The 13,674-nt window shown below is 62.4% G+C and carries 13 protein-coding genes; 4 read left to right on the plus strand and 9 right to left on the minus strand.

What is annotated here, in order from left to right:
- Positions 1 to 10 precede the first annotated feature (10 nt).
- Entirely contained in the window at positions 11 to 820 is an 810-nt protein-coding gene (gene tcdA / locus QQL85_RS02645; RefSeq protein WP_284355069.1) for a tRNA cyclic N6-threonylcarbamoyladenosine(37) synthase TcdA, read from the plus strand.
- A 110-nt stretch (positions 821 to 930) separates the two neighbouring features.
- Here the strand turns inward: tcdA and QQL85_RS02650 are convergent, their stop codons facing one another.
- From QQL85_RS02650 to QQL85_RS02675, 6 genes are all read right to left on the minus strand, one after another.
- Positions 931 to 1,338, minus strand: coding sequence for a SufE family protein (locus QQL85_RS02650; protein WP_284355070.1), 408 nt, complete (start codon positions 1,336 to 1,338; stop codon positions 931 to 933).
- Positions 1,335 to 2,540, minus strand: a complete 1,206-nt coding sequence (locus QQL85_RS02655) for a cysteine desulfurase (protein ID WP_284355071.1) — start codon at positions 2,538 to 2,540, stop codon at positions 1,335 to 1,337. Before QQL85_RS02655 ends, QQL85_RS02650 begins: the two co-directional genes overlap by 4 nt.
- 81 nt (positions 2,541 to 2,621) lie before the next feature.
- A complete protein-coding gene (gene dapD / locus QQL85_RS02660; RefSeq protein ID WP_284355072.1) occupies positions 2,622 to 3,656 on the minus strand; it encodes a 2,3,4,5-tetrahydropyridine-2,6-dicarboxylate N-succinyltransferase in 1,035 nt (344 codons plus the stop codon).
- Between the two features lie 31 nt (positions 3,657 to 3,687).
- Positions 3,688 to 4,035 carry an ArsC family reductase gene (locus QQL85_RS02665; RefSeq protein ID WP_003252272.1) on the minus strand — a complete coding sequence of 116 codons (348 nt, stop codon included), beginning with the start codon at positions 4,033 to 4,035 and terminating at the stop codon, positions 3,688 to 3,690.
- Between the two features lie 125 nt (positions 4,036 to 4,160).
- On the minus strand, positions 4,161 to 4,460 hold the full coding sequence (gene graA, locus QQL85_RS02670; RefSeq protein ID WP_105946806.1) for a type II toxin-antitoxin system antitoxin GraA: 300 nt from the start codon (positions 4,458 to 4,460) through the stop codon (positions 4,161 to 4,163).
- Positions 4,461 to 4,468: 8 nt separating this feature from the next.
- Positions 4,469 to 4,747 carry a type II toxin-antitoxin system RelE/ParE family toxin gene (locus tag QQL85_RS02675; RefSeq protein ID WP_284355073.1) on the minus strand — a complete coding sequence of 93 codons (279 nt, stop codon included), beginning with the start codon at positions 4,745 to 4,747 and terminating at the stop codon, positions 4,469 to 4,471.
- A gap of 241 nt (positions 4,748 to 4,988) precedes the next feature.
- Here QQL85_RS02675 and QQL85_RS02680 point away from each other — a divergent pair, with 241 nt between their 5' ends.
- Complete coding sequence (locus QQL85_RS02680; RefSeq protein WP_284355074.1) at positions 4,989 to 6,635, plus strand: Na+/H+ antiporter; 1,647 nt, start codon at positions 4,989 to 4,991, stop codon at positions 6,633 to 6,635.
- 140 nt (positions 6,636 to 6,775) lie between these two features.
- Here QQL85_RS02680 and dapC read toward each other — a convergent pair whose 3' ends face one another.
- The 3 genes from dapC to map are packed head-to-tail and all read right to left on the minus strand — an operon-like array spanning position 6,776 to position 11,529.
- The gene (gene dapC / locus QQL85_RS02685) at positions 6,776 to 7,972 is read right to left on the minus strand and encodes a succinyldiaminopimelate transaminase (RefSeq protein WP_284355075.1); all 1,197 of its coding nucleotides are present in this window, start codon (positions 7,970 to 7,972) and stop codon (positions 6,776 to 6,778) included.
- A gap of 30 nt (positions 7,973 to 8,002) precedes the next feature.
- Positions 8,003 to 10,705 (minus strand): [protein-PII] uridylyltransferase, encoded by a 2,703-nt coding sequence (locus tag QQL85_RS02690; RefSeq protein WP_284355076.1) that lies wholly within the window; start codon positions 10,703 to 10,705, stop codon positions 8,003 to 8,005.
- A gap of 41 nt (positions 10,706 to 10,746) precedes the next feature.
- Positions 10,747 to 11,529, minus strand: coding sequence for a type I methionyl aminopeptidase (gene map, locus QQL85_RS02695; RefSeq protein WP_152959005.1), 783 nt, complete (start codon positions 11,527 to 11,529; stop codon positions 10,747 to 10,749).
- Positions 11,530 to 11,874: 345 nt separating this feature from the next.
- Between map and rpsB the strand changes: the two genes are divergently transcribed.
- Positions 11,875 to 12,612 carry a 30S ribosomal protein S2 gene (rpsB, locus tag QQL85_RS02700; protein ID WP_012270834.1) on the plus strand — a complete coding sequence of 246 codons (738 nt, stop codon included), beginning with the start codon at positions 11,875 to 11,877 and terminating at the stop codon, positions 12,610 to 12,612.
- Positions 12,613 to 12,797: 185 nt separating this feature from the next.
- A complete protein-coding gene (gene tsf, locus QQL85_RS02705) occupies positions 12,798 to 13,661 on the plus strand; it encodes a translation elongation factor Ts (protein ID WP_284355077.1) in 864 nt (287 codons plus the stop codon).
- The last annotated feature ends 13 nt before the right edge of the window (positions 13,662 to 13,674 follow it).

A 13,674-nucleotide genomic window follows, 5' to 3' on the forward strand; every position in this document is an offset into this window, starting at 1 on the left:
GGGTATGAAGATGAGCACAGAAGATCCACGCTTCGCCGGCGTTGCCCGGTTATACGGCGGCCAAGGGCTGCAACGCCTGGGCCAGGCCCATGTGGGTGTGGTCGGTATTGGCGGAGTGGGCTCGTGGGTGGCCGAAGCGTTGGCGCGTAGCGGTGTGGGCGAGATCACCCTGTTCGACCTCGACGATGTGTGCGTCAGCAACACCAACCGCCAGGCCCATGCCCTCGAAGGCCAGGTGGGGCGGCCCAAGGTCGAGGTGATGGCCGAACGCCTGCGGGCGATCAACCCGGCGTGCACGGTGCATGCGGTGGCCGACTTCGTTACCCGCGAGACCATGGCCGAGTACATCACCGAGCACCTCGATTGCGTGATCGACTGCATCGACAGCGTCATGGCCAAGGCGGCGCTGATCGCCTGGTGCCGGCGGCGCAAGATCGCCATTGTCACCACGGGTGGTGCGGGTGGGCAGATCGACCCGACACAAATCCAGATTGCCGACCTGAACAAGACCTTCAACGACCCGTTGGCCTCGCGGGTGCGCTCCACCTTGCGCCGCGACTACAACTTCTCGCGCAATGTCAGCCGCAACTATGGTGTGCCGTGCGTGTTCTCCAGCGAGCAGCTGCGCTACCCCAAGGGGGATGGCAGCGTTTGCCTGCAGAAGAGCTTCGTGGGTGAGGGTGTGAGGCTGGACTGCTCGGGTGGCTTTGGCGCGGTAATGATGGTGACCGCGACCTTTGGCATGGTGGCGGCGAGCAAGGCGATCGAGAAGCTGGTAGCCGGTGCGCGGCGGCCTTCGGAACGGCTCAAACCTGAATGAGTTGCGTGGGCTTCTTCGCGGGTAAACCCGCTCCCACAGGTACAGCGCTAGCCTGAACACTGCGCGGTCCCTGTGGGAGCGGGTTTACCCGCGAAGAAGCCAGCGCCGATTCAACAGGACGCCAACTCTGCCATCCGCTGCAGCACTGCATGCAGCCCGTTGCTGCGTGACGGCGACAGCTGACGCTCCAGCCCCAGCTGAGAGAACCACTCACGCAGATCAAGCCCAGCCAGCTCTTCACTGGCCAACCCCTGCACCCGCACCAGCAACAACGCCAGCAGCCCACGCAACAGGCGTGCATCGCTACTGGCCTTGAACTGCCACAAGCCCTCGGCCTGCTCGGCCACCAGCCATACCAAGCTTTCGCAGCCATGTACCCGGTTGGCTTCGGTCTTTTCACTGTCAGCCAGCGGTTCTAGCCGCTCACCCCACTGCATCAGCAGCCGCGCTCGCTGTTCCCAACCCTTGCCCTGTTCAAACGCTTCCAGCGCCTGACGTGCTTGCTCCGGCATGCTCATCGCAACAGCTCCAGGCCCTGATCCAGCGCAGCGAAGAAGCGCTGCACGTCATCGCTGTCGTTGTACAGGCCCAGCGACACGCGAATTGCGCCTTCAAGACCCAAACCTTTCAGTAGCGGCATGGCGCAGTGGTGCCCGGCACGCACGGCGATCCCTTGCTCGGTGAGCAGGTGGGCGATATCGGCGTTGTGCACCCCCTCGATGACGAAACTGGCCAGGGCCGTCTGTGGTGCCCCCAGTATCCGTACGCCCTCACGGTCGGCCAGGCCGCGCAGCAGGTGCTGGTGCAGGCTGGTTTCGTGGGCTTCGACAGCCGAGGCGTCCAGGCTGGCCAGGTACCCCAGGGTTGCGCCCAGGCCGATCACCCCCGCGATTGGCGGCGTACCGGCCTCGAACCCCAGCGGTGCCGGGCGGAAGCTGGCGCTCTGGTACTCGGCCAGTTGCACCATCTCGCCACCGAACTGCCAATGCCGCAGCCGTTCCAGCGCCTGGGTGCGGCCATACAGCACGCCAACCCCGTCCGGGCCATACAGCTTGTGGCTGGAGAACACATAGAAGTCGCAATCCAGTTGCTGCACATCGTGGCGACCGTGCACCACCCCCTGGGCACCGTCGACCACGGTCAGCGCGCCCTGGGCGCGGGCATGGGCCAGCAGAGCCGGCAGTGGCTGCCAGGTGCCCAGCACGTTGGACAGCTGGCTGACGGCCAGCACCCGCGTGCGAGGGCCGATCAGTTGCAGCGCCTGGTCCAGGTCGATGCGGCCATGGGCATCCAGCGGCAGTACCACCAGACGCAGGTTGCGCCGGTGCGCCAGCTGTTGCCAGGGCAGCAGGTTGGCGTGGTGTTCCAGTGCACTGACGGCAATCTCGTCACCGGCTTCGAAGTGGTGTTCAAGGCCATAGGCCAACAGGTTCAGCGCCGAGGTGGCGCCGTGGGTGAACACGATCTGCCGTGAGTCTGCGGCATTCAGCCAGGCGGCAACCTTGTCGCGGCTGGTTTCAAAGGCCTGGGTCGCCAGTGCGCCGGGTAAGTGTTGGGCTCGGTGCACGTTGGCTGCGCCGTGGCTGTAGTAATGGCTCAGGGCATCGAGCAACGCTTGCGGCTTCTGGGTGGTGGCGGCGCTATCCAGGTAGGTCTGGTGCTGCCGTTGCAGGGCGGCGATGGCGGGGAAATCGGCACGCCAGGGGGAGGGCTGGAACATGTTCACGGGGCCTGGAATGAAAATCGGGTCTGGCGTGCGAACGCCAGACCCGATCTTAACACTTCAAACCTGCAAAGGTTCTCAGTTGTGGGCGTGCAACGCCTCGTTCAGCTCGATGGCCGACTTGTGGGTCTTGCACTCCACGGCGCCGTTCAGCGAGTTGCGGCGGAACAGCAGGTCGGTCTGGCCGGCCAGGTCGCGGGCCTTGACCACTTTGACCAGTTCGTTGTTTTCGTCCAGCAGGTTCACCTTGGTGCCAGCGGTGATGTACAGGCCGGCTTCGACGGTGTTGCGGTCGCCCAGCGGGATGCCGATACCGGCGTTGGCGCCGATCAGGCAGCCTTCGCCCACCTTGATGACGATGTTGCCGCCACCCGACAGGGTGCCCATGGTCGAGCAGCCGCCGCCCAGGTCCGAGCCCTTGCCGACGAATACGCCAGCGGACACGCGGCCTTCGATCATGCCAGGGCCTTCGGTGCCCGCGTTAAAGTTGACGAAGCCTTCGTGCATGATGGTGGTGCCTTCGCCGATGTAGGCGCCCAGGCGCACACGCGCGGTGTCGGCGATACGCACGCCGGCTGGCACCACGTAGTCGGTCATTTTCGGGAACTTGTCCACCGAGAACACTTCCAGCAGCTCGCCCTTCAGGCGCGCTTCCAGTTGCAGCTCGGCCAGTTCGGCCAGGTCGACCGCGCCCTGGTTGGTCCAGGCCACGTTCGGCAGCAGCGGGAAGATACCCGCCAGGCTTACACCGTGCGGCTTGACCAGACGGTGCGACAGCAGGTGCAGCTTGAGGTAGGCCTCTGGAGTAGAGGTCAGGGCAGCGTCTTCGGCCAGCAGGGTAGCGACCAGCGGTTTGTGGCTTTCGGCCAGGCGGGTCAGCAGGGCGGCCTGGGCAGCGTCAACGCCTTTCAGGGCTTCGGCCAGTTGCGCGGCCTGGGCGTTGCTGAAAGCGATGGCCTGGTTGCCACCTTCATAACCGAGCACAGGGGCGACGGCAGCGACCAGTTCGGCGCTTGGGTTGAGCAGGGGTTGTGCGTAGAACACTTCCAGCCAGGTGCCCTGGCGGTTCTGGGAGCCGACACCGAAGGCCAGGCTGAACAGGGTATTGGACATGTGATTACCTCGTGCGAAATAGGGTAGGGGCTCAGGCCAGGGCAGCGGCGTACAGGTCGGGCTTGAAGCCGACCAAGGTACGCGCGCCAAGGTCCAGCACCGGGCGTTTGATCATCGACGGCTGGGCCAGCATCAGCTCGACGGCCTTGGCCTGGTCGAGGTCGGCCTTGCTGGCGTCGTCCAGCTTGCGGAAGGTGGTGCCGGCACGGTTGAGGATGACTTCCCAGCCGTGTTCGTCGCACCAGCGGTTCAGGCTGTCACGGTCGATGCCTTGGGTCTTGTAGTCGTGGAATTCGTAGGCGATGGCCTTGTCTTCGAGCCAGGTACGCGCTTTTTTCATGGTGTCACAGGCTTTGATGCCGTAGAGCGTGTAGGTCATTGTGTGCATTGGGGTCACAGGTTGCCCCAATCTCTCCGTTTTCCGAATGTCAGTCGCGGGATTATGCGGGAACGAACATCGTGGCGCCACGCCCGTGGCACCCGTGTTTGATGAACAAGGTGTGTTCAAGCGACCAGGCGCTGTACCGCCCCGATGATCTCATCGCCGTGTTGCTGTTCGGCTGTGCGCAGATCGAAGGCAGTCTGCAGGTTGAGCCAGAACTCGGGGGTGGTGTCCAGGCAGATGGACAGGCGCAGTGCCATGTCGGCGGAAACACCGCCACGTTCGCGCAGGATATTGTTGACCGTTGGTGTGGCAACGCCCAATGCCCTGGCCAGTGCTGCGGCACTGAAGCCCATTTCTTTCTGGAAGTCCTCCCGCAGGACTTCACCGGGATGGATGGGACGCATACCGTTCTTGAGCATGGTGCACCTCAGTGGTAATCGATAATTTCAACGTTAATCGGCCCGTTGTCGGTCCAGGTGAAGCACAGACGCCATTGGTCATTGATGCGAATACTGTGCTGGCCGACACGGTTGCCGCTCAGCGCTTCCAGGCGGTTGCCCGGTGGCGACCGAAGGTCTCGCAGCTCTGATGCCGCATCGAGCATCGCCAGTTTACGTTCCGCTACCGACTTGATATCTGACCAACGCCTTGTCTTTCCAGTCGTGAAGAGTGCTTCCGTTTCGCTACAGCTGAAGCTTCGAATCATGAGCTTGAATGCTTAACGTTATTCGTTAAGCTTGATTATACGTCTGGTTCCTGACAGATCAAGTCTTGAGCAAGCGCATTAAACCGCTTCGTCATTCATGAGTATCATCATGTTACATATTCCAGGGCCACCTGCGACTATCGTGCAGCGGCCCCAGACCGCTGCTCGCCGCTAACATATTGTTTCAATGGCGATGTTTCGCCCTGCTATCGTTTCTGGTTCATAAAGGAAGCTTTCCCGGATGCAGTCCGCCTACACCGTCCTCATCCTGCTGACGCTGGTCAGCCTGTCGAAGCTGGTTGGCCGCATGATTCCGCTGCCCTTGCCGCTGGTGCAGATTGCCGCCGGCGCCTTGCTGGCCTGGCCGACACTGGGCCTGCATGTGGCCCTGGACCCCGAGTTGTTCCTGTTCCTGTTCCTGCCGCCGCTGCTGTTTGCCGACGGCTGGCGCATCCCCAAGCGCGAGCTTTGGCGTATCCGCGGGCCGGTGGTGGCACTGGCCGTGGGGTTGGTGCTGTTCACCGTGGTCGGGGCCGGATATTTCATCCATTGGCTGCTGCCGAGCATCCCGCTGCCGGTGGCCTTCGCCCTGGCTGCCGTGCTGTCGCCGACCGACGCCGTGGCAGTGTCGGCCATCACTCAGGACCGACTGCCCACCCCGCTGATGCACATGTTGCAAGGCGAGGCGCTGATGAACGATGCGTCTGGCCTGGTGACCTTCAAGTTTGCCCTGGTGGCGGCAATCACCGGGGTGTTCTCGCTGGCTGATGCGAGCTTCACCTTTGCTCTGGTGGCGTTGGGCGGCCTGGCGGTGGGTGTCGCCCTGAGCTGGCTGATCGGCCGGCTACGCGCGTGGATGATCGCCCGCGGCTGGGATGACCCGGCCACCCACGTCGTGTTCATGTTGCTGCTGCCGTTCGCCGCCTATGTACTGGCTGAGCGCCTGGGCGTATCGGGCATCCTTTCGGCGGTGGCGGCCGGCATGATGCAAAGCTGGCTCGACCTGTTGCCACGGCAGACCAGCACGCGGCTGCTCAACCGCAGTGTGTGGTCGCTGCTGGAGTTTGCTTTCAATGGGCTGATCTTCCTGCTGCTGGGCCTGCAATTGCCGGACATCATCAAGGCCGTGGTCAGCCACGAACCCACTGTTTGGCCGACCCTGGCCTACCGTTGCCTGGATGTAGTGGCGATCTTTGCTGCACTGATCTTGCTGCGGTTCATCTGGGTACAGAGCATCTGGCGGTCGATCGGCGTGGTCCGCCGCTGGCGCGGCAAGCCCGCGCTGGTGCTGATGCCCACGGCGCGCTCCTGCTGGTTGCTGACGCTGGGTGGCGTTCGCGGTGCCGTTACCTTGGCCGGTGTGATGTCTATTCCATTGTTGATTGGGGCAGGCAAGGCCTTCCCGGAACGTGATTTGCTGATCTTCATTGCCGCAGGGGTGATCCTGTTGTCGCTGATAAGCGCCTGTATCGCGCTGCCGTTCTTGTTGCGCGGAGTGACCAAGAGCGCGGATGAACGTTTGCATCAGGAAGTGCAGGAGGCCTGGCGGCGCACGGCCGAGGCGGCGATCCATGCCCTGGAGGCTGAGGAGGTCATTGACAGCAATGCCCCGCAGGACGCCGCGCAGGCGACACTGGCGACCGAGCTGAAGGCGCGGTTGATGGCGGAATACCGGGATGAGCTGGACAGCTATAACGACAGTGCCGAGGCCAAGGCGCTGGCCGAACAGATGGACTTGCTGGAGCGGCGTTTGCGCTTACGTGCGCTGCGGGCGCAGCGGCTGGAGCTGTATAACCTGCATCGCCAGCACGAGGTGGGAGATGAGGTGGTTCGCCAGGTGCTGGGGGAGTTGGATATGAGCGAGGCGAACCTGGGACCGGTCAAGTAGGCCATTGAGGGCTGCTTTGCAGCCCTGTGGGAGCGGGTTCACCCGCGAAGAATACAACACGGTGCATGGCACCGGCTGCGCCGGTGTTCGCGGGTGAACCCGCTCCCACAGGTTCTGCACAAGACTACAGCATTGTTGAATCAGCGGCTTTGCAGGAATGCGCGAATCCGCTCTGCCGCCTCGATGCACTCGGCCAGCGGCGCAACCAGCGCCATGCGCACACGCCCGGCACCCGGATTCACGCCGTCCACCTCACGCGACAGGTACGACCCCGGCACCACCGTCACATGCTGGGCTTCGAACAGGTCGCGGGTGAACTCGGCATCGCCACCCGGCACCTTGGCCCACAGGTAGAAGCTGCCATCCGGGCGCTGCACGTCCAGCACCGGCTGCAGGATGTCCAGCACGGCATCGTACTTGGCGCGGTACTGGTCGCGGTTCTCACGCACATGCGCCTCGTCTTGCCAGGCAGCAATGCTGGCCAGCTGGGTTTGCACCGGCATGGCACAGCCGTGGTAGGTGCGGTACAGCAGGAACGGCTTGATGATCTCGGCATCGCCCGCCACGAAGCCCGAGCGCAGGCCCGGCAGGTTGGAACGCTTGGACAGGCTGTGGAACACCACGCAGCGCTTGAAGTCGCTGCGGCCCAGCTCGGCGCAAGCGGTCAGCAGGCCCGGTGGTGGCGCGTCTTCGTCGAAGTACAGCTCGCTGTAGCACTCGTCGGCGGCAATCACGAAGTCGTGCTCGTCGGCCAAGGCGATCAGCTTCTTCAGGGTGTCCATCGGCACCAGTGCGCCGGTCGGGTTGCCTGGCGAGCACAGGAACAGGATCTGGCAACGTTTCCACACTTCTGCCGGTACAGCGTCGAAGTCGGGGTTGAAACCGTTGTTTTCCAGGCACGGCAGGTAGTGCGGAGTAGCCCCGGCCAGCAGCGCTGCACCTTCGTAGATCTGGTAGAACGGGTTGGGGCTGACCACCAGGCCGTCATCGGCACGGTTGACCACGGCCTGGGTAAAGGCGAACAGCGCTTCACGCGTGCCGTTGACCGGCAGGATGTGCCGGTCGGCGTCCAGCCAGCCGGCCGGCACGCCAAAACGTCGCTCGCACCATTGGCCGATGGCCTGGCGCAGGGCCGGCAGGCCGATGGTGCTGGGGTATACCGCCAGCTTGTCGAGGTTGTCGGCCATGGCCTGGGCGACGAACGCCGGTGATTCGTGCTTCGGCTCACCGATCGACAGGGCGATGGCGCGTTTGTCCGCCGCCGGCTTCACAGTGCCCAGCAGGGCGCGGAGCTTTTCGAACGGGTAGGGCTGAAGCTGGGTCAAGGCATGGTTCATCGGCGCAAGGTCTCGTCAATCGTCTAATCGTTAAAAGGTCACGCGGGTCGGGCTGGCGTCGCTACCTTGGCCAGCCTGCAGTTGCTGCACGATGGCTTCCTGCAGGCGGCTGCACAGTTGCGGGTCGGACAGCGGCTGGTTGTCGGCATCGGTGATGAAGAACACGTCTTCCACCCGTTCGCCGAGGGTAGCGATCTTGGCGTTCTGCAGCGACAGGTCGAACTCCAGGAAGATCCGCCCCAGCCGGGCCAGCAGGCCTGGGCGGTCGGGCGCGGTGATTTCGAGGATGGTGACCGGGCGCTGGGCATCGTTGAGGATGGTCACCTGAGGCGGAAAGTCGAAGTGCTTGAGCTGGCGCGGTACCCGGCGCTGGATGATGGTCGGGTAGTCCTCGGGGTTGCGCAGCGCTTCGGTCAGGCCGTCGCGAATCTGCTTGACCCGCTGCGGGTTGTCGCCGATCGAGCCGCCGTCGTTGTCCAGCACGATGTAGGTGTCGAGGGTGAATTGGCTGCTCGACGTGATGATCCGCGCGTCATGAATATTCAGGTTCAGCTGCGACATGGCCGCCACCGTCACGGCAAAGAAGTCGTGCTGGTCGGGGGCATAGATGAAGATCTGCGTGCCGCCCTCGAACTCGCGCTGGGTGGTTTCCTTGATCAGTACCAGCGGCCCGCCATCGGCAGGCTGCTGCAGGATAGCGTCAGTGTGCCAGGCCACGTCGGCGGCGGTGTGCTTGAGGAAGTAATCATCGCCCAGCTGTGACCACAACTGCTCCACGTCGTCCGGGTCGGTGCCCTCGCGTACAAGGATATCCAGCGCTGACGACTGGGTCTGACGAATCTGCTCTTCCCGGTCCAGTGGGTTCTCCAGGCCACGGCGCAGGGCGCGCTTGGTCTCGGAGTAGAGTTGGCGCAGCAGGCTGGCCCGCCACGAGTTCCACAAGCTGGGGTTGGTGGCGTTGATATCGGCCACGGTCAGCACATAGAGGTAGTCCAGGCGTGTCTCGTCACCTACATGCAGGGCAAAGTCGTTGATCACCTGAGGGTCGGACAAGTCCTTGCGCTGTGCAGTGGTCGACATCACCAGGTGGTTCTGCACCAGCCAGACGATCAGGCGGCTGTCCCAGGCCGGCAGTTGGTGGCGCTCGCAGAACTTCTTCGCATCCACCGCGCCCAGATCGGAATGGTCGCCCTGGCGGCCCTTGCCGATGTCGTGGTACAGGCCGGCCAGGTAGATCAGCTCGGGTTTGGGCAGGCGGCCCATGAGCTTGCTGGCCAGCGGGAATTTCTCGGACACCGGCGTGTACTGCAGCTTGCGCAGGTGTTTGATGAGATTGAGGGTGTGCGCATCGACCGTATAGATGTGGAACAGGTCATGCTGCATCTGCCCGACAATCAGCCCGAACTCCGGCAGGTAGCGGCCAAGGATGCCGTAACGGTTCATCCGCCGCAGGTTGCGGTGGATGCCGATTTCGCACTTGAACAGCTCGATGAACAGGCTGGTGTTGCGGATATCGGTGCGGAAGGTGTCGTCGATCAGGTGCCGGTGCTCGCGCAGCAGGCGCACGGTATCGGCCCGCACGCCCTTGATGTCCGGGTGCTGGGCCATCAGCACGAAGATTTCCAGCATGGCGAACGGCGTGCGCTTGAACACGTTCGCGTGGGTGGCTTCTATATAGCCATCGTGCAGTCGGAAGCGCGCATTCAGCGGTTGGGTGGTGCCGCTGTCATCGTCGGCGAGGATGACCTCCTCGAAGTGCTGGATGATCAGGTCGCACAGCTGGCTGATGCTCATCACCACCCGGTAGTACTGCTGCATGAACTGCTCGATTGCCCGCTTCGGGTTTTCGTCGCTGTAGCCCAACAGTGTTGCAATGCTGCGCTGGTGGTCGAACAGCAGGCGATCCTCGGCGCGCCCGGCCAGCATGTGAAGGGCATAGCGCACCTTCCACAAGAAATCCTGGGACGAGGCCAGCAGCTCGTTCTCGCTTTCCAGCAAAAAGCCCTCGCCGGCCAGTGCGTGCAGGTTCAGGGTGCCGTACTGACGGCGAGCTACCCACAGCACTGTCTGGATGTCGCGCAGGCCGCCGGGCGAACCTTTGACGTTGGGCTCGAGGTTGTATTCGGTGTCGTTGTACTTGTGGTGGCGGGCCTTGAGTTCGGCACGCTTGGCCAGGAAGAAGTCCTTGCTTGGCCACATGTGCGCGGTGCTGGTCACCTCCAGCATGCGCTGGCGCAGGGCTTCGGGGCCGGCGATGGTGCGGCTTTCCATCAGGTTGGTGATCACCGTCAGGTCGGCGCGGGCCTGCTCGGCACACTCGTCGACGGTGCGCACGCTCTGGCCCACTTCCAGGCCAATGTCCCACAGCAGGGTGAGAAAGCGCTCGATGGCATCGCGGTACTGCTCGTGTTCGGCGGCGCCCAGCAAAATCAGCAGGTCGATGTCCGAGTGCGGGTGCAACTCACCACGCCCGTAGCCGCCCACCGCGACCAGGGCGATGCCGCTCTGGTCGCCCCAGTCGAACTGGTTCCAGGCCTGTTGCAGGATGTTGTCGACGAGCCAGGCGCGGGCTTCGATCAGCGGGCGAATTTCACCGCCACTGCGAAAACGCCTGTCGAGCACCTCGCCTGCCTGGCGGATGGCTTTCTTGAAGGCGGCGATGGGGCTCGCCTTGAGGGCCAGTTCCGCCTGGAACTGGCCGCGATCGAACAGCTCGGGGTCCACCTGGGGCATCGCGTCACGTTCCTGTCGTGGTGTGGCCTATCGGGGTACGGTCAGGCCGAGGTGCGCGGGATGGTGTCGTCCTTGCGCAGGGTGAAGATCTCGTAGCCGGTCGCAGTCACCACCAGGGTGTGTTCCCACTGGGCCGAGAGCTTGCGGTCCTTGGTGATGGCGGTCCAGCCGTCGCCCAGTACCTTGGTGTCGGCCTTGCCCTGGTTGATCATCGGCTCGATGGTGAAGGTCATGCCTTCTTTGAGTTCCATGCCGGTGCCAGCGCGGCCGTAGTGGAGGATCTGCGGCTCTTCGTGGAACACCTTGCCGATGCCGTGGCCGCAGAACTCGCGTACTACCGAGAAGCCGTTCTTTTCCGCGTGCTTCTGGATCACTTCACCGATGTCGCCCAGGCGGCAGCCCGGCTTCACCAGTTCGATGGCCTTGTACATGCACTCCTGGGTCACCTTGGACAGGCGTTCGGCCCACACCGGTACGGTGCCGACGTGGAACATGCGGCTGGTGTCGCCGTGGTAGCCGTCCTTGATCACGGTGACGTCGATGTTCAGCGTGTCACCGTCCTTGAGCGGCTTGTCGTTGGGGATGCCGTGGCAGACCACATGGTTGATCGAGGTGCAGATCGACTTCGGGTAGCCCTTGTAGTTGAGCGGTGCCGGGATGGCCTGCTGGACGTTGACGATATAGTCGTGGCACAGGCGGTCAAGTTCTTCGGTGGTGATACCAGGCTTGACGTGTTCTTCGATCATTTCCAGCACGTCGGCGGCCAGGCGGCCAGCGATGCGCATCTTTTCGATGTCTTCTGCGGTCTTGATGGTGACGGTCATTACAGGCTCTCTACGGCGCCGTGCACGGCGCGAACAAACGGGAAAGGCCGGATTCTAGCAGAGCAGGGCGCCGATCGGTCGGGATAAAGGCGGCCATGCTGTTGTCCATAGCTGGCATTCTGGCGCGAAAGCCGGGGTGCTGCAAAAGCCGCTGACGGACGCAACAGTAACCGGGTTCCGTTCGGCCGCAGTCTGTGGTATAAAATGCGCCGCTTTCGGGGTCGACCCCGTAAGCCTAAACCCACACACGTGTCGACACGATGACCTGGGTGCCCCGGATTCTTGAATTTGCGGGTTGGTCATTGGGATGCGTGGAGGCCCAACCCGACTTATCAAGGAACTATCATGTCCCAAGTCAACATGCGCGATATGCTGAAGGCCGGTGTGCACTTCGGCCACCAGACCCGTTACTGGAACCCGAAAATGGGCAAGTACATTTTCGGCGCGCGCAACAAAATCCATATCATCAACCTGGAAAAAACCCTGCCAATGTTCAACGACGCTCTGGCGTTCGTAGAGCGTCTGGCTCAGGGCAAGAACAAGATCATGTTCGTCGGCACCAAGCGTTCCGCCGGCAAGATCGTCGCCGAGCAAGCTGCTCGTGCTGGTTCGCCATACGTTGACCACCGCTGGTTGGGCGGCATGCTGACCAACTACAAAACCATCCGTGCTTCGATCAAGCGTCTGCGCGACCTGGAAACCCAGGCCGAAGATGGCACCTTTGCCAAGCTGACCAAGAAAGAAGCCCTGATGCGTTCGCGCGATCTGGAAAAGCTGGACCGCAGCCTGGGTGGTATCAAGGACATGGGCGGCCTGCCTGATGCCCTGTTCGTGATCGACGTTGACCACGAGCGCATTGCTATCACCGAAGCTAACAAGCTGGGCATCCCGGTTATCGGCGTTGTCGATACCAACAGCAGCCCGGAAGGTGTTGACTACATCATCCCAGGCAACGACGACGCCATCCGCGCCATCGAGCTGTACATGACTTCGATGGCCGACGCCATCATCCGCGGCCGCAACAATGTTGCCGGTGGCACCGAAGTCTATGTTGAAGAAGCGGCTGCACCTGCTGCTGAGTAATAGGCGCTAGCGTCTACTTGGCACGCAAAAAGGGGGCTTTGCCCCCTTTTTGCCACCTTGAAATCCTGCTGTCAGCAAGGGCCCTGCATGATGGGCTGGCTGAGATAACAACAGCGGATTCGCAGAATTGAACGCCCGTGACGAGCGGGTGGAATGGTTGAAAAACTTTCCAAGAGGATTTTGAAATGGCAGCAATTACTGCAGCGCTGGTCAAAGAACTGCGCGAGCGTACCGGCGAAGGCATGATGGATTGCAAAAAGGCCCTGGAAAAGGCCGGCGGCGACATCGAAAAAGCCATTGACGACATGCGTGCCTCGGGCGCCATCAAGGCCGCCAAAAAGGCTGGCAACGTCGCTGCTGAAGGCGCTATCGCCGTCAAGACCGACGGTAAATCCGCCGTCCTGCTGGAAGTGAACTCGCAGACCGACTTCCTGGCCCTGCAAGACGACTTCAAGAACTTCGTTGCTGAAAGCATCGAAGAAGCCTTCGCCCAGAAGCTGACCGACGCTGCTCCGCTGATCGCCTCGCGTGAAGCTGCTCGTGAAGCCCTGGTTGCCAAGGTTGGCGAAAACGTCAACATCCGTCGCCTGGTGCGCGTTGAGGGTGACGTTGTCGGTGCCTACCTGCACGGCAACAAGATCGGTGCCGTTGTTGTCCTGAAAGGCGGCGACGTCGAGCTGGCCAAAAACATCGCCATGCACGTTGCAGCCTCGAACCCAGAGTTCCTGGATTCGTCGGAAATCTCCGCCGAGGCCATCGAGCGCGAGAAGGGCGTGTTCCTGCAGCTGAACGCCGACAAGATCGCTGGCAAGCCGGAAAACATCGTTGAGAACATGATCAACGGTCGTATCACCAAGTTCAAAGCCGAAGCTTCGCTGAAAGAGCAAGCTTTCGTCATGAACCCGGAAGTCAAGGTCGGCGAGCTGGCCAAGAAAGCCGGTGCTGAAATCGTTTCGTTCACCTACTTCAAAGTAGGCGAAGGCATCGAGAAGCCGGTCGACAACTTCGCTGAAGAAGTTGCTGCCCAGCTGGCTGCTGCCAAGCAGTAAGACAGCCCCGTCT

It is taken from the genome of Pseudomonas putida (assembly GCF_030159595.1).
GTDB lineage: Bacteria > Pseudomonadota > Gammaproteobacteria > Pseudomonadales > Pseudomonadaceae > Aquipseudomonas > Aquipseudomonas putida_AC.